Origin of the sequence: Streptomyces sp. NBC_00440, assembly GCF_036014215.1 — a bacterium.
GTDB lineage: Bacteria > Actinomycetota > Actinomycetes > Streptomycetales > Streptomycetaceae > Streptomyces.
On sequence record NZ_CP107921.1, the window covers coordinates 7,481,942 to 7,501,214 of the forward strand.

Below are 19,273 nucleotides of genomic sequence, written 5' to 3' on the forward strand. Positions count from 1 at the left end.
CATCCCCGAAAGCCCCCCCCACAGCCCCGTACACACAGCCCGCCCTTCTTCCCCGTGGAGGTCTCCACCCATGTACTGGACACAACGGCTGCGCGGCGCAGGGACGGCCGTGGCCGCCGCCGCGCTGATCGGCGGGGCCCTCGCCGCGCCGACGGCCGAGGCGGCGGGAGCTCCTCACGGCGGCCAACTGACCGATCTGGTCAACCCGTTCATCGGCACGGAGAACGAGGGGAACACCTACCCGGGTGCCGCGGTGCCCTTCGGAATGGTGCAGCTCTCGCCGGACACCGGGCACAACACCGGCTACGACCACGCCCAGAACGAGATCCGCGGCTTCTCCAGCGTGCACATCTCGGGGGTGGGCTGCGGCCTCGGCGGCGATCTGCCGACCCTGCCGACCACCGGTGACGTCACCGAGACCGACTACGCCAAGTACGCGGCGAAGTTCAGCCACGACACCGAGAAGGCGAGCCCCGGCTACTACAAGGTCGGCCTCGACTCAGGCATCACCGCCGAACTCACCGCCACCAAGCGCACCGGGGTGCAGCGCTACACCTTCCCCGCCACCGACAAGGCCAACGTCCTGCTGAACGCGGGCCAGTCGCTGCACAAGACGGTCTCCACCTCCGTCGAAGTGCTCGACTCCCGCACCATCCGCACCACCATCACAGGCAGCGGTTTCTGCCAGGACACCAAGCCGTACACCCTCTACACGGTCACGCACTTCGACCGCCCCTTCACCACATCGGGCACCTGGAAGGACGGCACCGTCACTCAGGGCTCACGGAAGTCCACCGGGACCGGCGGCAACGGCGCCTGGGTGCGCTTCGACACGTCCAAGGACCGTACGGTCGAGGCCACCACGGCCATCAGCTACGTCGACGCGACAGGCGCGGCCCGCAATCTGCGCGCCGAGGGCGGCAAGAGCTTCGACCGGGTCCACCGCGCCGCGCAGGCGAGCTGGGAGGACCGGCTCGACGACGTCCAGGCGCAGGGCGGCAGCGACACCCAGCGCCGGACCTTCTACTCCTCGCTCTACCGGTCGTTCCTCGCGCCCAACATCGGCAGCGACACCGACGGCCGCTACACGGGCTGGGACCAGAAGATCCACCGCGCCAAGGGGTTCGACTACTACCAGAACTGGTCGTTGTGGGACACCTACCGCACCCAGACCCAGCTGCTCTCCCTCCTCGCGCCGCGCGAGGAACGGAACATGGCGATCTCCGTACTGAAGATCGACGAGCAGAGCGGCTGGCTGCCCAAGTGGGGCTACGGCACGGTCGAGACGAACATCATGACCGGTGACCCGGTCACCCCCTTCCTCACCAACGCCTACCGGCAGGGGCTGCTCAAGGGGTACGAGGAGCAGGCCTACCGCGCGCTCAAGAAGAACGCCGACGGGACCCCGCCCGCGGACTCCCCGGCGGTCGGCCGTGAGGCCAACGTGCAGTATCTGAAGGACGGTTTCGCGCCGTACATCAAGGACCGTCCCCATGTGAAGCCCGGCGACTCGGACTTCGACCACGGTGCGTCGGCCACCCTGGAGTACGCGCTGTCCGACGCCATGCTCGGTCAGATGGCGGGCGACCTCGGCCACCAGGCGGACGCCAAGCGCTACGCGGCCCGCGCCCAGAGCTACCGCAACATCTTCGACCCCTCGACCGGCTTCTTCCGTGCCCGCGACGAGAACGGCAACTTCACCGGTCCGGCCGACCCGGCGCAGGGCGAGGGCTTCCACGAGGGCACGGCCTGGCAGTACCAGTGGATGGTCCCGCAGGACCTGTCCGGCATGGTCGGTCTGATCGGCGGCAAGGACGCGGCCAACAAGCGCCTCGACTCCTTCTTCGCCTACGACCAGCTCCTCGCCGACCCGGCGAAGACGGCCACCGACGTGTGGGTCAACGGCCCGTACGACTACTACAACGCGGACAAGTACAACCCGCAGAACGAGCCCGACCTGATCGCCCCGTACACCTATCTCTCCACCGGCCAGCCGTGGAAGACGACCGATGTGGTGCACGCCGCGCTGACCCTCTTCACCGACACCCCGACCGGTATGACGGGCAACGACGACCTGGGCACCATGTCCGCCTGGAACGTCCTGTCCTCCATCGGTGTCTTCCCGGTCCAGCCGGGCACCGACACCTGGGGCCTGTCGACGCCCGCCTTCCAGCGCGTCGATCTGAAGCTGGACCGCCGCTACTACCCGCACGGCGGCTTCACGGTGAAGGCGCCGGGAGCCTCGGACACCGACCGGTACATCCAGTCGGCGGCCGTGGACGGCACGGCCCACGCCAAGACGTATCTCACCACCGACGAGATCCGCTCGGGCCGCACCCTCTCCTTCAACGTCGGAGCCAAGCCGTCCGACTGGGGTACGGACGCCTCCGCCGCCCCGCCCGCCGTTCGCTGACCGGCTGATCAGGACCGCCCGCTCCCGTACCGCCCGCTCCGGTGCTGGGGGGCGGGCGGTCCCCGTCGCGTGCGGGCAGGACGCCCACCACAAGACCGGCCACGGCTGCGACCACCCCGGTGCCCACCACCGCGGGCCAGCCGCCGCCCGCCCACGCCAGCGAACCCACCAGTGAGCCGAGTGCGATTCCCAGGAAACGGAAGGTGAAGTAGAGGGTGTTGAGACGGCTGTGGATACGCGGGTCCAGGGTGAACAGCACGGTCTGGCTGACGGCCTGACCGCCCCAGACCCCCACATCGAGCACGATCACCCCGGCCACCAGCCACCAGAACCGGGTGCCGCCAGGCAGCAGGACCAGCCACCCCGCGACGACCAGCCCGATCAGCGCCGCCAGCGCGCCGCGCCGGCCGATCCGGTCGGCCAGCCGCCCGGCGAACGGCGAGAGCAGAGCACTGGCCGCCGCGACCAGACCGAAAAGCCCGATGCCGGTCGGACCGACGCGGTAGTGCTGCTCCAGCAGAAACGTCAGCGTGGTCCAGAAGGCGCCGAACGCGATCCCGACCAGCGCCCCCGACACGGTGATCCGGCGGACCAGCGGGTGGGCCAGGAACAGCCGCGGCAGTGAGGACAGGGTGGCCCGGTACGAGGCTGCGCCGGTGGCGGCCGGGACGTACGGCAGGGCCCCGCGCAGCACGAGCACCAGCAGCAGGGTCAGCAGGCAGGAGCATCCGAACACGGCGCGCCAGCCCGCCAGTTCGGCCAGGGAACCCGAGTAGGCGCGGGACGCGAGCACGCCCATCAGCAGGCCGCCCTGCACGGTGCCGACGATCCGTCCGGCCCCCGGCCCGGTCCGTCCGTCGCCCGCCAGGGCCACGGCGAGCGGAGTGACCAACTGCGGGACGGGCGAGAGCAGACCGACGGCGAACCCGGCGACGACGAGCCAGCCCACCGAAGGGGCCAGCGCGCACCCCGCGAGCGCGACGGCCGACGCCGTACCGAGTCCGAGGATCAGCCGTCGCCGGTCATGGCTGTCCCCGGCCGGCACGAGCAGCAGGATGCCTGCCGCATAGCCGAGCTGGGTGGCCGTCGGAACGGCCGCGAGGGCATCGGGCCCGGCGCGGAGCGAGGCGGCCGCCGCTCCCATGAGCGGCTGGCTGAGATAGACATTGGCAGCCGTGACAGCGCTGGTGGCGGTGAGCAGCAGGGTGAGCCGCCGGGTCCCGCCGCCGCTCGCACGGCTCTGGCCTGCGGAAACGTTGGATTCGATCACATAGGTCGACGTTAGGGCGGGCAAACAGTGGCAGACTTTCTCTGCTACGCCAATGTCTATCGAGAATGCGCCAATGTACGGGAAGAGCGAGCAGCGCGACGACTACCAGTCGGTCCCCAGACCGCTGGCGGCGATGGCCAGGGACCTGCCCGACGGCCACCACATCCCCCCGCACCACCACCGGCGGGCCCAGCTGATCTATGGCACGACCGGTGCCATCACCGTGGTCACCGGCCACGGGGCCTGGGTCGTCCCGGCCACTCGCGGGGTCTGGGTGCCGGCCGGCCTCACTCACGAGATGAGCTGCGCCGGGGCGGTCGCCATGCGCACCCTGTACGTCGAGCCGCAGCCGGACCTGCCGCGGGAGCCGACCGTCGTCTCGGTCTCGCCGCTGCTGCGCGAACTGATCGAGGAGGCCGCGCGGCTGCCCGTGGAGTACGACCCGGAGAGCCGCGACGGCAAGGTCATGGAGCTGCTCCTCCTCCAGCTGACCCCGCACCCGGTCCCCGCACTGCATCTGCCCGCCCCCGCGGACGACGCTCTGTCGTCGCTCTGCGCTGCGGTCGTACGGGAGCCCGGAGCGGCCTGGGGGACGAAGGAGGCCGCGGCCTTCGCGCATCTGAGCCCGCGGACCCTGCAGCGCAGATTCCCGGCCGCAACCGGAATGAGCCTGGCCCGCTGGGTTCAGCAGGCCAGGCTCATTCACGCGGTGACACTTCTCGCCAGGGGAGTGCCGGTCACATCCGTGTCCGGCGCACTGGGCTATGCGACACCGAGCGCGTTCACCGCGATGTTCCGCCGCGCGCTCGGTACCAGTCCCACCGGGTACTTCACCCCGGGGCGCTGACACGCCGGGGTGACGAGCATCCCGGCGCGCTCAGCCGATGGGGCTGATCAGCCCATGGCGCCCTTCGGCACCGAGTTGAGCATCTCGCGGCTGCTGCGGTCGACGTCCTTGCAGTACTTCACGAAGCCGTGGTTGTCCATGTAGCGCGCCGAGACCCACACCTGACGGTCACGGAGCAGGTACCAGACGGTGTTGCCCTCGATGTTCTGGGCGCGGACCTTGCACTTCAGGGCAACCGTCTGGCGGAAGTGCAGCGATCCCCGCACGGACGAGTCGGTGCTGGGGTACTGGCGCTCGATCAGGCCGGTGCGGGCGGTGACCGTGCCGTACGGGCCGTGCGGATCGGCCTGGGCCGGGGCGGCGGCCATCAGCGTGGCTCCGAGGGCCACGGCGGTGGTCAGCGCGCCTGCGCCCGCGATGACGTTCCGGCCGCGGAGGGTACGGAGGACAGCGGTTGTGGACAAGAGGGTCTCCTGGTTCGTGAAGCGCAATGACACTCATTGACGCGAGTGGGACATTACGCCGCAAAACGCCCAACAAGTGGGATAAAACGCGGTGTTGGGCCGAACGTGTCAGGCCACATCCGGCCTTCGCCGGGCAGGAGGCACTGGCGTGTGGCCCGCGGGGCCGACCGGGTGTGCGGCCGCCGTTTTTGGTATCCCGCCCGGCTGCGTATATCTTCGTAAGTTGGTCGATGGCCGACTGCTGACCTGGGGCTCTGCTGACCTCGGGCTGGGGAACACAGAGGAACGACGATGACGGTGACAGAGGACAGCCAGGCATTCGGCCCCGGCATTGATCCGGAGCGGCTGGCTCTCTGCCTCAGCGTGCTCGACGAGCTGGAGAAGATCGACGTCGACCACCCGGACGCCGTCGCGGTACGCCGTGCCACTGCCGGTGTCTACCGCACGGTGAAGCAGCGCCGCAGGCAGGAGCGCCGCGCCGCCAAGACCGCCCATGACAAGGCCGTCACCGAAGCCACCGCCACCGGCTCCGCCGAGCGCATCGACGACGAGACGCAGGGAGTGCTGCCCTCGTCGAGCGCCCAGGGCGAGATCGCGGGCGTACTCCAGCGCCCCCGCTCCTGCTACATCTGCAAGACCCGGTACGTCGAGGTCGACGTCTTCTACCACCAGCTCTGCCGCGACTGCGCCGCCGAGAACCGCGCGCGCCGCGACGCCCGTACCGACCTCACGGGACGGCGGGCCCTGCTCACCGGCGGCCGGGCCAAGATCGGCATGTACATCGCGCTGCGGCTGCTGCGGGACGGCGCCCACACCACCATCACCACGCGTTTCCCGAAGGACGCGGTCCGCCGCTTCAAGGCGATGCCCGACAGCGACGAGTGGATCCACCGTCTGAAGGTCGTCGGCATAGATCTGCGTGACCCGGCCCAGGTCGTGGCCCTGGCCGACTCGGTCGCCGCCGAAGGCCCGCTCGACATCCTGATCAACAACGCCGCGCAGACCGTGCGCCGCTCCCCGCAGGCGTACAGCGAGCTGATCGCCGCCGAGGCCGCGCCCCTGCCCGCGGGCGAGCTGCCCTCCTCGCAGGTCATCGGCGCGTTCGGCAGCGGGGCGCAGGTCTCGCTGCCCAGCGCCAGGCCCGGTGGGCTGAGCGCCCAGGACGTGGCCGAGCTCGCGCTGGTCACCGGATCCGCTTCGCCTGCCCGGATCGAGGCGGGCACCGCGATCGACGCGGGTGGACTCGTGCCGGATCTGCACGACACCAACAGCTGGATCCAGACCGTCGAGGAGGTCGACGCGGTCGAGCTCCTGGAGGTCCAGCTCTGCAACTCCACCGCGCCGTTCATCCTGATCAGCCGGCTGCGCCCGGCGATGGCGGCAGCGGCGGCCGACCGTACCTATGTGGTCAACGTGTCCGCGATGGAGGGCGTCTTCAGCCGCGGCTACAAGGGGGCCGGCCACCCGCACACCAACATGGCCAAGGCCGCGCTGAACATGCTGACCCGCACCAGCGGCCAGGAGATGTTCGAATCGGACGGCATTCTGATGACCGCGGTGGACACCGGCTGGATCACCGACGAGCGCCCGCACCCGGACAAGATGCGCCTCGCGGACGAGGGCTTCCACGCTCCGCTGGACCTGATCGACGGTGCGGCCCGGGTCTACGACCCCATCGTGCGCGGCGAGGCGGGCGAAGACCTGCACAGCGTCTTCCTCAAGGACTACGCGCCCGCGAACTGGTAGGACCTCCAGCTCCGCCGCTCCGTCCGACGCCACCGGTCCGTCCTCCCGGAGTGCCGTCGGGCGGATTCGAGCAGATCATGGCCGGATGGAAGTCCCTCTGAACGGAAGGCAAAGAAAACTTGGCCATCCGACTGTCGCCCCTATCGAGCGGAACCCCGCTCATTTGGTTACTCTGATGCGGACGGACAGTCGATGGGGTTCCACCAAATCTCTCGTCCCGTCCTGGGACAGGTACGCACCACGGCCGCGGTCCCGCCCGAAAACCGGCGCCACCGCGTCCGAGCTGCCCCCGTCCATGCGGTTACGCGACACAAAGGAGTGCGCGGTGACATCAGAGACCATCACGAAGCGCGAGCAGCGCCCGGCGGAACGTACCGGGACTGTCCGGCCCGAGAAGCTCCTCAATCTCGACGTCTGGGCCAGGTCGGCCCCGATCAGGCTTGCGGGCTACGAGGACGACCTCGCCGAGCCCCACATCCTGCAGGGGATCGACTGACCGCTGCACGCACGCCCCAACGGCCCGCTCCGCATCCGGAGCGGGCCGTTCGCGTGGTGCGGACAGGGTTTTCGCCGGCCAGCTGAAATCGTCAGGCATCCGATGTCTGGTGGAGGATTATTTCTCCATGCCGCTTTCTGTGCTGTGAGGTGTATTGACAGGCACTCGTCATGCTCCAATCATCGGACCTTATGACCGAACTTCCAAGACGCCATGTACTCGGAATGACGGCGGGGGCGGCAGTCGGCGCCGCCCTGCTCGCCCCGGCCACGGCCGACGCGGACACCGGCACGCAGGGGGCCCGGACCCCCGGTACGGGAACGGCGGTTCCCGGCGCACGAACGAAAGGCGGCTGGGGGCAGGTTCCGGCCGCGGTCCCCGTACCGCTCGACCAGTGGTTCGACAACGACGGCATCGACACCGCGGACGCCCGCGGCGGCGATTTCGACGGCTCCGGATACACCTTCCCCGGCGAGGAACTTCCTTCCGGCGCCGTGCAGTTGAACGGCATCGCATTCGATTTCCCGGTCGCGACCGCGGGGGCCAAGAACAACGCCGTCGCCCTCGGGCAGCGGCTGGACCTGCCCCGGGGGCGCTATCTGTCCGGGGCGTTCCTCGTCGCGTGCAGTTACGGGGAGGCGTCAGGTCAGGCGACCCTGCACTACGCGGACGGCTCCACCGGCACCGCAGGTCTCGGCGGACCCGACTGGTACACCGGCAGCGGTCCGCTCTCGGCCCCCTACCGCTACACCTCGTCCGGCGCGAAGGACCAGCATCAGGTCGTCATCGGGGTCTCCGAACTGGCGGTGGACGCCGCCCGGGAACTGGTGGGGATCACCCTGCCGAAGACGAATCCGGCCGAGGCCAACAAGGCTTCACTGCACGTCTTCGCCCTCTCTCTGCAGCCGGCGGCCGAGGGCCGCGTGCTGGCCGTACGTGACGCCCACTCCACCACCAGCCTGCTCGACTCGGGCGCCCAGAGCGTCGAGGCCACCGTCGTCAACGCGGGCACGGTCGCCGTGCTCGGCTCCGACGCCCTCACCCTCTCCGTCGATGTGCAGGGCGCCCGTACGGTCGATCCCGCTCGCGTCCCGCGGCTCGCCCCCGGCGACCAGGCGAGGGTCCGGATCGGTATCCGCAGCAAGCCCGGGGTCAAGCCGGGCACCGCGCGCGACGGCCGCGTCGTGGCGCACGGCCGCGGCTCCGACGCGGCCACGGCGGCGAGCAGGCTCACCCTCGGTGTTCCGGAGTTCGAGGCCACCGACGCCTCGCTCTCCACTCACCAGGCGCCGTACTGGTTCCAGGACGCCAAGTTCGGGATCTTCATCCACTGGGGTGTCTACTCGGTGCCCGCCTGGGCGCCGGTCGGCAAGCAGTACGCCGAGTGGTACTGGAACCAGATGCAGGACCCGAACAACCCCACGTACGCCCACCACCGCGATGTCTACGGCGAGAACTTCAACTACGACGACTTCATCCCGAGGTTCACAGCCGAGAAGTTCGATCCGCGCTCCTGGGTCGAGCTGTTCCGGGACGCCGGAGCGCAGTACCACGTCCTCACCTCCAAGCACCATGAAGGCTTCGCGCTGTGGGACACCAAGGTCTCCGACCGCAACGCCGTGAAGATGGGGCCGAAGCGCGACCTGGTCAAGGAGCTGTTCGACGCCTCCCGCCGGTACGCGCCGGAGCTGCACCGGGGGCTGTACTTCTCGATGCCCGAGTGGTTCAACCCGGACAACCCCTGGAGCGGGCAGCTCTATCCGCCGCGCAATCCGTACACCCTGGAGCCCGTCCCGTACACCGGCTACACGGCGGGCAAGGACTACATCAAGGACTACCAGGCCCCGCAGATGCTGGAGCTGATCCACGGATACGACCCCGAGGTGCTCTGGTGCGACATCGGCGGGCCGAACGACAGCCACCGGGTGATGGCCGAGTACTACAACAACGCCAAGGACCGGGCCCGGCCGATCGGGGTCGCCGTCAACAACCGCTCCGGCATCGGGCCGCACGACTTCACGACCCCCGAGTACGCGACGTACGACTCGATCGTCACCGACAAGTGGGAGGCCAGCCGGGGGCTCGATCCCTACAGCTACGGCTACAACCAGGCCACCCCCGACAGCATGTACATGTCGGCGGAGGAGATCGTGCACACGCTCATCGACACATCGAGCAAGAACGGCAACTTCCTCCTCGATATCGGGCCGCGCGCGGACGGCACCATTCCGGAGATCATGCAGACCAGGCTGCGGCAGACCGGCAAATGGCTGGAGGTCAACGGCGAGGCCATCCACGGCAGCACCTACTGGGCGCGGATGCCCCAGCTCGGTGACGATCTGCGCTTCACGGTCCGGCCCGGCAAGGCGTTCTACATCCACTCGCTGGTCCGGCCGGGCGCCACGCTGACCGTCGAGGCGCCGGTGCCGATCCGCAGCGGGGACCGGGTGACCATGCTCGGTTACCGGCGGCCGCTCACCTGGCGTACGAGCGGGGACAAGCTGGTGATCGACGTACCCGCGGGTGCGCGCTCCGCCGGCGAGTACGCCTGGGTCTTCAAGGTCGAGCAGAGCAGGTAGCCGCACCGGGGCCCGCCGGGGTTCCGACCCCGGCGGGCCTTTCCCTTTTCATCCTTCCTGACCCGCCGAAAATAGAACAACCATTCCCTTCTGAGGTGGTGAGACCTCTCGAAGAATTGGACAAACCATGACAGAGTGATCGCATGGTTGAACGGGCAGAGGGCGCCCTGTCCCTACCGGCGGACTGGCCCGCCCACCCCGATCTGAGTCTTGCCCTCAACCGCATGGGCAGCTTCGACTGGGATCTCGACACCGGGCTGATGCACCTCGATCAGGCCGCCCTCGACGTGTTCGACCTCTACGCCGACGAGTACGACGGCCGTCCGGCGACGCTGGCCCGGCGGGTGCCGCCCGATGAGTCGACCCGGCTGGACGCCATGGTGTCCCAGGCACTCAAGAGCGGGGCCGCCTTCTACGGCGCGTACTTCCGCATCCGCCGCCGCGACGGTTCGCTGCGGTGGACCCATACGCAGGGCGCCGTCCGGCGTGACGTCTCGGGCCGGCCGCACCGGATCATCGGCATCGTCAGGCACGCGGCCCAGGAACTCGCGGACGCCTCGGTCCGTATCGCCCTGGACGACGAGGGCCGCCGGAGAACCAGCGTCGTCGAGGGCACCACCGCGGCCCTGGCCCATGCCCGTACCGTCCAGGACGTCATCGATGTGCTCAACGACGCTCAGGGACTCGAATACCTCGGCGCGACCAGCCTGGTGGTGGGGCTCGTCGACGGCGGGCGGATCCGGCTGGTCGCGGACGGGCCCGAGGGGAGCTTCGTGCCCGGCACCCGCTACACCCGGGTGGACGAGCAGTACCCGATGGGTGAGGTGATCCGGACCTTCGCGCCCCGTTTCATCGAGTCGGCGCACGACTTCGCCGTCTCGTACCCGGGGCTGTGGCCCCACATCAAGGGCCTCGGCATCACGTCGGCCGCCTATCTTCCCCTGATCGCGCAGGCCAGACCGATCGGCGCGATCGGCCTGCTCTACCGCGACAAGGTCGGCTTCAGCGCGGACGAACGCGACCTGCTGATCGCGCTCGGCAGCTCCATCGGGCAGAGCCTCCAGCGGGCCGTGCTCTACGAGCAGGAGCACGACCTGGCCCAGGGGCTCCAGCAGGCCATGCTGCCGCGCCGCATACCCGAGGTCACCGGCGGCCAGGTCGCGGTCCGCTACCGCTCCGCCGGGATGGGCCGTGACATCGGCGGCGACTGGTACGACGTGATCCCGCTGCCCAGCGGCAGATTCGGCATGATCATCGGGGATGTGCAGGGGCACGACACCCACGCGGCCGCCGTCATGGGCCAGCTGCGCATCGTGCTGCGGGCGTACGCCGCCGAGGGGCACAGCCCGGCGACCGTGATCGCGCGAGCCTCCGACTTCCTGCACGAGCTGGACACCGACCGCTTCGCCACCTGTCTGTACGCGGAGGTCGATCTGGCGACCGGAGTGGTCCAACTGGTCCGCGCCGGGCATGTCGATCCGCTGCTGCGGGCGCCCGACGGCACCTGTCGCCGGGTGCCGGTGGACGGCGGGCTGCCGCTGGGGCTCTCGGCGGAGTTCGCCCGGCTCGACTACCCGGTCACCACCCTGGAACTGGATCCGGGCCACACCCTGCTGCTCTTCACCGACGGGCTGGTCGAGGAGCCGGGTGCCGACCTGGACGACGGGATGCGACGGCTCGCCACGGTGGTCGAGCGCGGTCCCCGCGACCTGCAACTCCTCGCCGACCAGCTGTGCGAGGTGGCCCACGAGTGGAGTGGCCCCGACGATGTCGCGCTGCTCCTGCTGCGCAGACAGGGGCTGGACGCCCCGCAGAGCGGTGGCAGGCTCCAGCAGCACGTGGCGCAGTCCGACCCCGACGCGCTCACCGCCGCACGCCGCATGGTCCGTGCGGCGGTACGTGCCTGGGGTGCGGCGGAGCGCGCCGACGACATCGAGCTGGCAGCCGACGAGCTGATGACCAACGCCCTGACGCATACGGAGGGCGAGGCGGTGATCACCCTCAGAGTGCTCGCCCGGCCGCACCGACGGCTGCGGGTCGAGGTCGACGACTGCTCCAGCGCGCTGCCGCGCCGCCTGGACGCGGGGGAGACGGGGGTGTCCGGACGGGGCCTGCTGCTGGTGGACCGGCTCGCGGACCGGTGGGGGGTCGAGTCGCGGGGCGGCGGCAAGTGCGTCTGGAGTGAATTCGCGGTGCCGGAGAGGACGTCGATGTGAAGGATACCCAACGGTAACTGTCAGTATCGAGATCGTACTTGACCGTAACTGACCCATGGAGCTTGACTGCTGCTTCCCGGATGTCTGTCCATGACATCGCGGCACCGGCTCCCGACGACATCGAGGTTCTGTTGAGCTCCGAGCTGCTGGCCCCGCTTGATCTCGCGTTCTGGCACCTCGAATCCGCCGAGCACCCCATGCATCTCGGGGCGCTCGCGGTCTTCGGGCCCGGTCCCGCCCCGGGGCCCGGCCCGCAGGAGGTCATGGACCTGCTGGCGGAGCGCGCCGCCGCGATCCCCCGGCTGCGGATGTGCGTACGCCCGGTACTGCTGCCGCTCGGCGGCGCGGCATGGTCCGAGGACAAGCACTTCGACGTACGCCGTCATGTGCGGCACGCCGTCCTGCCCGACGGCGACTTCGCCACCGGGGCCAACCGGCTCGCGGGCGAGCTGATGGAACGGCCGCTGGAACGCGGGCGCCCGCCCTGGGAGATGTACGTCCTGACCGGACGCTCCGGCGATCCCTTCGCCGTTCTGGTCAAACTGCACCACGCGCTCGCCGACGGGATGCGGGCCGTGGCGATCGGGGCCGGGATCTTCGACCAGATCGCGGGCGGTCACGGCGCGGACGGCAGGAGGGCGCGTCCGGTGCCCCCGCGCTCATGGCTGCCGGGGCCCGGTCAGTTCGCGGGATTCGCCCGGGAGCGGATCGAGGAGCTGGGCCGGGCCGTGGGGATCGGCGCCTCCGTCATGCGGGCCAGCCGCATCGACCTGTGGGCCGGATCCGCACTGGCCGCCAGCTCCAGCGGCACCCGGCGGCTCGCCACCGCCGTGCTCGACCAGGACGACGTGCTGCGGGTGCGCAGGGAGGCGGGTGGCACCGCCAACGACGTGCTGCTCGCGGTGGTCGCGGGCGGGCTGCGCCGGTGGATGCTGGAGCGCGGTGAGCGGCTGCCCGGAGCCGATCCGCGGGCCCTGGTCCCGGTGTCCCGGCGCCGCCCCGGCTCCCCGCCCGGCTCGGCGAACAAACTGTCCGCGTATCTGCTCGGGCTGCCGGTCTCGGAACCCGACGCGTGGCGCAGGCTCGGCCGGGTCCGGGCCGCCATGGACCGCAACAAGGCGGCGGGGCCCGCGCGCGGCGCCGGTGCGGTGGCCGTACTGGCGGACCGGCTCCCCCCGCTGGCTCACCGGGTGGGAGCCCAACTGGCCGGGAACGCGGCGCGGATGCTCTTCGACGTCCTGGTGACCAGCGTGCCGCTGCCGCGCTCCACGCTGTCGCTCGGCGGCTGCCCGCTCCGGGAGCTCTACCCGCTGGCGCCGCTCGCGCACGGGCAGTCCCTCGCCGTCGCGCTCTCCGCCTACGGCGGGCGGGTCCATGTCGGCCTGGTGGCGGACGGCAAGGCGGTGCCGGACGCGGGACTGCTCGCCCAGTGTTTCTCGGACGAACTGGCCGAACTGCTGAAAGTGACGGACGAGAGATCATGCAAGGGTGTTGACGCCCTGAAGTGATCCGATGAATATTCGTGTCATGCGGCGCAACAAGATCGGAAACAGCACGGTCGACATCACCGAACTGTCCTTCGGGGCAGCCGGGATCGGCAATCTCTTCACCCCGGTGGACCCGGCGGAGGCCGACGAGGCAGTGGATGCTGCCTGGGAAGCGGGGATCCGTTACTTCGACACCGCTCCGCACTACGGGCTGGGCCTCTCCGAGCGCCGGCTCGGCGGTGCGCTGCGCGACCGGCCCCGCGCCGAGTATGTGCTGTCGACCAAGGTCGGACGACTGCTGGAGCCGGGGCCGGGTCAGGGCGACGACATCGGAAACGGGTTCGCCGTCCCCGCGACCCATCACCGGGTCTGGGACTTCAGCGCGGACGGGGTGCGGCGCAGCATCGAGGACAGCCTGACCCGGCTCGGCACCGACCGGATCGACATCGCCTATCTGCACGACCCGGACGATCACGCCGAAGACGCCTTCCGGCACGCCTACCCCATGCTGGAAAAGCTGCGCTCGGAGGGGATGCTCGGCGCGATCGGTGCCGGGATGAACCAGACGGCGATGCTCACCCGCTTCCTCCGCGACACCGATGCCGACGTGGTGCTCTGCGCCGGGCGCTGCACCCTGCTCGACCGGTCCGCCCTCGACGCTCTGCTGCCCGAGGCGCAGGCGCGCGGCCGGAGCGTCGTCGTCGGAGGGGTCTTCAACTCCGGCCTGCTGGCCGACCCCAGGCCGGACGCCCCGTACGACTACGGGACGGCGCCGGCCGGCGTCCTCGACCGGGCGCTGCGGATGAAGGACGTCTGCGGACGGTACGGGATACCTCTGCGCGCCGCCGCCCTCCAGTTTCCCCGGCGCCACCCGGCGGTGGCGAGTGTGCTCGTCGGTACCCGCTCGGCCGCCGAGGTGCGCGACGCAGCCGAGATGCTGCGGCTCGGCATACCGGAGGCACTCTGGGACGACCTCACCGCACTGTGGGAGGGCTGAGAGCCGATGCGGATCATCGACGCCCACCACCATGTGTGGGACCTCGCCGTACGGGACCAGGACTGGATCACCGGACCGGAACTCGCCCCGCTGCGACGGAACTTCACACTCGGTGACCTCGCACCGCAGGCCCGGGCCGCCGGCGTGGCGGCCACCGTCCTCGTCCAGACCGTCACCGTCGCCGACGAGACCCCCGAGTTCCTGGCCCTGGCCGGGCAGAGCGACCTGGTCGCCGGAGTCGTCGGCTGGACCGATCTCACCGACCCCGGGATCGCGGACACGCTCGCCGCGATGCGTGAACTGCCCGGCGGGGAGTGCCTGGTCGGCATCCGCCACCAGGTGCAGGGCGAACCGGACCCCGGCTGGCTGCTGCGCCCCGACGTCCGGCGCGGTCTCGCCGCCGTCGCGGCGGCCGGTCTCGCCTACGACCTGATCGTCCTCGACCACCAGCTGCCCGTCGCCGCAGCGGTCGCCGCGCAGGTCCCCGAACTCCGCTTCGTACTCGACCACTTGGGCAAGCCGCCCATCGCCGACGGCGCACTCCAGCCCTGGGCATCCGACGTACGCGCCCTGGCGGCCCGCCCCAACACCGTCTGCAAGCTCTCCGGCATGGTCACCGAAGCGGGCGCGGACTGGACGACGGACGGACTCCGCCCGTACGCCGACACGGTGCTCGAAGCCTTCGGCCCCGACCGGCTGATGTTCGGCTCGGACTGGCCGGTCTGCACCCTCGGCGCTTCCTACGGCGAAGTCGTCGACACCACACACCGGTTGACCGGCCGGCTCAGCGAATCGGAGCGTGCCCAGGTACTCGGAGCCACCGCCGCACGGATCTACGGCATCTGAGGCGCACACCGGCCCGTACACGCCTGGCCGTACACTCCGGGCCATGCTGCGCGTACTGGCCGTGGACGACGAGGAGCCCGCCCTCGAAGAGCTTCTCTACCTGCTCCGCAGCGACCCCCGTGTCCACAGCGCGGACGGCGCGCTGAACGCCACCGAGGCACTGCGCCGTATCGGTGACGCGCTCGGCCCGGGCGCCGACGAGGCGCCGGCCGTCGACGTCGTCTTCCTCGACATCCACATGGCCGGGCTCACCGGCCTCGACATCGCCCGGCTGCTCGCGGGGTTCACCCGGCCCCCGCTGATTGTCTTCGTCACCGCGCACGAGGGGTTCGCCCTCCAGGCCTTCGACCTCCAGGCCGTCGACTACGTGCTGAAACCGGTGCGCAGAGAACGCCTCGCCGAAGCCGTGCGCCGGGTCGCCGAACTCGTCACCGACCGCGCGGCCCCCGTACTGGACGCCGCCGCCGACCAGATCCCGGTCGAACGTGGCGGTGTCGTCCGCTTCGTGGCCGTCGCCGACATCACCTATGCCGAGGCCCACGGGGACTACGCACGGCTGCACACCGCCGACGGCAGCCATCTCGTCCGCGTCCCGCTCTCCGCCCTGGAGGAGCGGTGGCGCTCACGCGGCTTCGTCCGGATCCACCGCAGCCATCTCGTCGCGCTGGACCGCATCGACGAACTGCGCCTGGACGCGGGCTCCATGAACGTCCGGATCGGTACGGCCGAACTCCAGGTGAGCAGACGCCATGCCAGGGCGCTGCGCGACCGGCTCATGCGGCGCCCCGGCCGCTGAACCCCGCACGAGTGGTCCTTCGCCGTTTCCCTCCCGGCGGCTCGCCGCGCTGCGTACACTCCGCGCCATGCCCGCAGAGCCGCCACCCCGACGCGAGACGGTGACGGGCGAGCCCCGGCGGGTGCGGCCGCTGCCCCGCCACCGGACGCAGTCCGAGATCGACGAACAGACCGCGCTGGGCGACGCCTACGTACGCTCCCTGATGCGCGGTCAGCTCCGCGCCGGACTCGGTGCCTTCACGCTCGTCGCGCTCCTCGCCGGCACCCTGCCGCTCGCCTTCACCGCACTCCGCAGCGACCTGGCCGTCTGGGTCGTCCTGGGCCTCTGCGCCTACCCGTTGCTGGTGGCCGTCGCCTGGTGGTACGTGCGCCGCGCCGAACGCAACGAACAGGACTTCGCCCGTCTCGTGGAAGGCCGCCCCGCGCGGTGAGCCGCACGTACGCCGTGGTGGCGGTGGCCGTCGTCGTCCTCGCCACCGTCCTCGTCGGAGGCTTCGGCCTGCGGATCTCCCGTACGACGTCCGACTTCTACGTGGCGTCCCGCACCGTGGGCCCACGGCTCAACGCCGCGGCGATCAGCGGCGAGTACCTCTCCGCCGCCTCGTTCCTGGGGATCGCCGGACTCGTCCTCGTCCACGGCCCCGACATGCTCTGGTACCCGGTCGGCTACACCGCCGGATATCTGGTCCTGCTGGTGCTCATCGCCGCACCGCTGCGCCGCTCCGGCGCCTACACCCTGCCCGACTTCGCCGAAGGACGGCTTGAGTCACGGCAGGTCCGCGGCCTGGTCGGGGTCCTCGTCACCGGCGCGGGGTGGCTCTATCTGGTGCCCCAGCTCCAGGGCGCCGGGCTCACCCTGGAGATCCTCACCGGTGCGCCCGGCTGGCTGGGCCCGGTGATCGTCGCCGCGGTCGTCGTGCTCTCGGTCGCCGCGGGCGGAATGCGGAGCATCACCTTCGTCCAGGCGTTCCAGTACTGGCTCAAACTCACCGCGCTGCTGGTCCCCGCGCTCTTCCTGGTCCTCGCCTGGCAGGGCGACGGACGCCCGCGGGTGCCGTCCGTCGGCCCCCAACTGGCCGTCGCCGCAGGCTTCGACCGGGCAGGACACCCGCTGTACGCGACCTACGGACTGATCATCGCGACCTTCCTCGGCACCATGGGCCTGCCCCATGTCGTCGTCCGCTTCTACACCAGCCCGGACGGCCGCACCGCCCGCCGCACCACCGTCGTGGTCCTCGCACTGATCGGCGCCTTCTATCTGCTCCCGCCGGTGTACGGGGCGCTGGGACGGCTGTACGCATCGGAGCTGTCCCTCGGCGGTGACGCCGACGCGGCCGTGCTTCTGCTGCCGGGCCGGGTGATCGGCGGCACCGGCGGCGCCCTGCTCGGTGCGCTCGTCGCGGGCGGGGCCTTCGCCGCCTTCCTCTCCACGGCCTCGGGACTGACCATGGCGGTCACCGGTGTCCTCACCCAGGGGGCCCGCGGGGTACGGCACTTCCGCCTCGCGACGCTGCTGGCCATGGGCGTACCGCTCGGCGCCGCCCTGCTGGTCAGTGGCGTACCGGTCGCCGACGCCGTCGGGATGGCCTTCGCCGTGTCCGCCTCGTCCTTCTGCCCGCTGCTGGTCCTGGGCATCTGGTGGCGCCGCCTCACCCCGCCCGGCGCCGTCGCGGGACTGCTGCTCGGCGGGGGCTCGGCGCTGATCGCCGTCTCGGTCACGATGGGCGGGGGCGTGCCGCCGGGCTGGGCGCACACCCTTCTCGCCTGGCCCGCCGTATGGTCCGTACCGGTGGGCTTCCTCGCGATGATCCTGGTGTCGCTGGCCACCCCTGGCCGTATCCCGCCGGGCACCAGCGCCGCCATGGCCCGCTTCCATCTGCCGGAGGCGCTGGCCGCGGCCCGGGGCGGCGGCCGGTGAGCGGGGCCGCACTCGCCGCGCTGATCGTGCTCGGACCGCTGCTGGTGGCCGGCGGGTTCCTGCTCGGCCGGCGCACCCGCCCCGCACGCGGCAGCGGCGTCGGAACGCCCGTCGAGCACGCGACGTTCGAGACGCTGCACGCCGCGTCGCTCGCCGCCCCGCCGCTGCGGGCCGGGCTCACCGGGGAAAGCGCCCGCAAGGCCGCACGCCGGCTGCGCTCCCTGCTCGGCACCGACGCGCTCTGCCTCACCGACGGCGAGCGCGTCCTCGCCTGGGACGGCATCGGTGACCACCACCGCGCCCCCGTCATGGAGCAGTTGGGCGCCCTCCTGGAGACCGGCAGGGACCAGGCGTTCAGCAGTGCCTGCGACGATCTGGACTGCCCGCTGCGCTGGGCGGTGGCCGTCCCGCTGACCGTCGACGGCGGGGTGCTCGGCGCGCTCGTCGCCTACGCACCGCGCGAGTCGGCGGTGCTCGCCCGGGCGGCCGGGGAGGTGGCCCGCTGGGTCTCCGTACAGCTGGAACTCGCCGAACTCGACCGTTCCCGCACCCAGTTGATCGAGGCAGAGATCAAGGCCCTGAGGGCGCAGATCTCCCCGCACTTCATCTTCAACTCCCTCGCGGCCATCGCCTCGTTCGTCCGCACCGACCCCGAGCGGGCACGCGAACTGCTCCTGGAGTTCGCCGACTTCACCCGTTACTCCTTCCGCAGCCACGGCGACTTCACCACGCTCGCCGAGGAGCTGCACTCCATCGACCAGTACCTGGCCCTGGTGCGGGCCCGCTTCGGCGACCGGCTGGGTGTCACGCTCCAGGTCGCGCCGGAGGTCCTGCCCGTGGCGCTGCCGTTCCTCTGTCTGCAGCCGCTCGTCGAGAACGCCGTCAAACACGGGATCGAGGGGGAGACGGGACAGAGCCGCGTCACCATCAGCGCGCTCGACGCGGGGGCCGAGGCCGAGGTGGTGGTCGAGGACAACGGCGTCGGCATGGAGCCGGACCGGCTGCGCCGGATTCTTCGCGGTGAGGCCGGGACCTCGTCCGGCGTCGGACTGCTGAACGTGGACGAACGGCTGCGCCAGGTGTACGGGGACGAGTACGGCCTCGTGATCGAGACGGCGCGCGGCGCGGGGATGAAAGTGACTCTGCGCATCCCGAAATACCGTGCGGGCGTGCACGGTTCGTGATCCCCGCGCCACAGG

The 19,273-nt window shown here is 70.8% G+C and carries 15 protein-coding genes; 13 read left to right on the forward strand and 2 right to left on the reverse strand.

What is annotated here, in order from left to right; genetic code table 11:
* The first annotated feature begins 70 nt into the window (after positions 1-70).
* The gene (locus tag OHB13_RS33320; RefSeq protein ID WP_328379587.1) at positions 71-2,413 is read left to right on the forward strand and encodes a GH92 family glycosyl hydrolase; all 2,343 of its coding nucleotides are present in this window, start codon (positions 71-73) and stop codon (positions 2,411-2,413) included.
* On the opposite strand, the gene OHB13_RS33325 is transcribed toward OHB13_RS33320, so the two are convergent.
* A complete protein-coding gene (locus tag OHB13_RS33325) occupies positions 2,346-3,683 on the reverse strand; it encodes an MFS transporter (protein ID WP_328379588.1) in 1,338 nt (445 codons plus the stop codon). The genes OHB13_RS33320 and OHB13_RS33325 overlap by 68 nt on opposite strands.
* A 73-nt stretch (positions 3,684-3,756) precedes the next feature.
* Here OHB13_RS33325 and OHB13_RS33330 point away from each other — a divergent pair, with 73 nt between their 5' ends.
* A complete protein-coding gene (locus OHB13_RS33330) occupies positions 3,757-4,530 on the forward strand; it encodes an AraC family transcriptional regulator (protein ID WP_266850737.1) in 774 nt (257 codons plus the stop codon).
* A gap of 47 nt (positions 4,531-4,577) precedes the next feature.
* On the opposite strand, the gene OHB13_RS33335 is transcribed toward OHB13_RS33330, so the two are convergent.
* Positions 4,578-4,994, reverse strand: a complete 417-nt coding sequence (locus tag OHB13_RS33335) for an SH3 domain-containing protein (RefSeq protein ID WP_266850736.1) — start codon at positions 4,992-4,994, stop codon at positions 4,578-4,580.
* Positions 4,995-5,285: 291 nt separating this feature from the next.
* On the opposite strand from OHB13_RS33335, the gene OHB13_RS33340 reads away from it, so the two are divergent.
* The 11 genes from OHB13_RS33340 (at position 5,286) to OHB13_RS33390 (ending at position 19,258) form a co-directional block, all read left to right on the forward strand.
* A complete protein-coding gene (locus OHB13_RS33340) occupies positions 5,286-6,740 on the forward strand; it encodes an SDR family NAD(P)-dependent oxidoreductase (protein ID WP_266850735.1) in 1,455 nt (484 codons plus the stop codon).
* A gap of 295 nt (positions 6,741-7,035) precedes the next feature.
* Positions 7,036-7,236, forward strand: coding sequence for a hypothetical protein (locus tag OHB13_RS33345; RefSeq protein WP_203600357.1), 201 nt, complete (start codon positions 7,036-7,038; stop codon positions 7,234-7,236).
* 191 nt (positions 7,237-7,427) lie between these two features.
* Positions 7,428-9,815, forward strand: coding sequence for an alpha-L-fucosidase (locus OHB13_RS33350; protein WP_328379589.1), 2,388 nt, complete (start codon positions 7,428-7,430; stop codon positions 9,813-9,815).
* A gap of 143 nt (positions 9,816-9,958) precedes the next feature.
* Complete coding sequence (locus tag OHB13_RS33355; RefSeq protein WP_328379590.1) at positions 9,959-12,031, forward strand: SpoIIE family protein phosphatase; 2,073 nt, start codon at positions 9,959-9,961, stop codon at positions 12,029-12,031.
* Positions 12,032-12,162: 131 nt separating this feature from the next.
* Positions 12,163-13,539 (forward strand): wax ester/triacylglycerol synthase family O-acyltransferase, encoded by a 1,377-nt coding sequence (locus OHB13_RS33360; RefSeq protein ID WP_328380450.1) that lies wholly within the window; start codon positions 12,163-12,165, stop codon positions 13,537-13,539.
* Positions 13,540-13,558: 19 nt separating this feature from the next.
* On the forward strand, positions 13,559-14,515 hold the full coding sequence (locus OHB13_RS33365) for an aldo/keto reductase (protein WP_328380451.1): 957 nt from the start codon (positions 13,559-13,561) through the stop codon (positions 14,513-14,515).
* A gap of 6 nt (positions 14,516-14,521) precedes the next feature.
* Positions 14,522-15,361, forward strand: a complete 840-nt coding sequence (locus OHB13_RS33370) for an amidohydrolase family protein (protein WP_328379591.1) — start codon at positions 14,522-14,524, stop codon at positions 15,359-15,361.
* A gap of 43 nt (positions 15,362-15,404) precedes the next feature.
* Positions 15,405-16,157: a LytR/AlgR family response regulator transcription factor gene (locus OHB13_RS33375; RefSeq protein ID WP_328379592.1), complete on the forward strand. Its 753-nt coding sequence runs from the start codon at positions 15,405-15,407 to the stop codon at positions 16,155-16,157.
* Between the two features lie 67 nt (positions 16,158-16,224).
* Positions 16,225-16,587: a hypothetical protein gene (locus OHB13_RS33380; protein ID WP_328379593.1), complete on the forward strand. Its 363-nt coding sequence runs from the start codon at positions 16,225-16,227 to the stop codon at positions 16,585-16,587.
* Positions 16,584-18,074: a sodium/solute symporter gene (locus tag OHB13_RS33385; protein WP_328379594.1), complete on the forward strand. Its 1,491-nt coding sequence runs from the start codon at positions 16,584-16,586 to the stop codon at positions 18,072-18,074. Before OHB13_RS33380 ends, OHB13_RS33385 begins: the two co-directional genes overlap by 4 nt.
* Positions 18,071-19,258, forward strand: coding sequence for a sensor histidine kinase (locus OHB13_RS33390; protein WP_328379595.1), 1,188 nt, complete (start codon positions 18,071-18,073; stop codon positions 19,256-19,258). Before OHB13_RS33385 ends, OHB13_RS33390 begins: the two co-directional genes overlap by 4 nt.
* The last annotated feature ends 15 nt before the right edge of the window (positions 19,259-19,273 follow it).

Bases quoted from the DNA above. Each gene is read 5' to 3' on its own strand.
- OHB13_RS33320 (WP_328379587.1), top strand. From the start codon at position 71: ATGTACTGGACACAACGGCTGCGCGGCGCAGGGACGGCCGTGGCCGCC.
- OHB13_RS33330 (WP_266850737.1), top strand. From the start codon at position 3,757: ATGTACGGGAAGAGCGAGCAGCGCGACGACTACCAGTCGGTCCCCAGA.
- OHB13_RS33340 (WP_266850735.1), top strand. From the start codon at position 5,286: ATGACGGTGACAGAGGACAGCCAGGCATTCGGCCCCGGCATTGATCCG.
- OHB13_RS33345 (WP_203600357.1), top strand. From the start codon at position 7,036: ATGCGGTTACGCGACACAAAGGAGTGCGCGGTGACATCAGAGACCATC.
- OHB13_RS33350 (WP_328379589.1), top strand. From the start codon at position 7,428: ATGACCGAACTTCCAAGACGCCATGTACTCGGAATGACGGCGGGGGCG.
- OHB13_RS33355 (WP_328379590.1), top strand. From the start codon at position 9,959: ATGGTTGAACGGGCAGAGGGCGCCCTGTCCCTACCGGCGGACTGGCCC.
- OHB13_RS33365 (WP_328380451.1), top strand. From the start codon at position 13,559: ATGCGGCGCAACAAGATCGGAAACAGCACGGTCGACATCACCGAACTG.
- OHB13_RS33370 (WP_328379591.1), top strand. From the start codon at position 14,522: ATGCGGATCATCGACGCCCACCACCATGTGTGGGACCTCGCCGTACGG.
- OHB13_RS33375 (WP_328379592.1), top strand. From the start codon at position 15,405: ATGCTGCGCGTACTGGCCGTGGACGACGAGGAGCCCGCCCTCGAAGAG.
- OHB13_RS33380 (WP_328379593.1), top strand. From the start codon at position 16,225: ATGCCCGCAGAGCCGCCACCCCGACGCGAGACGGTGACGGGCGAGCCC.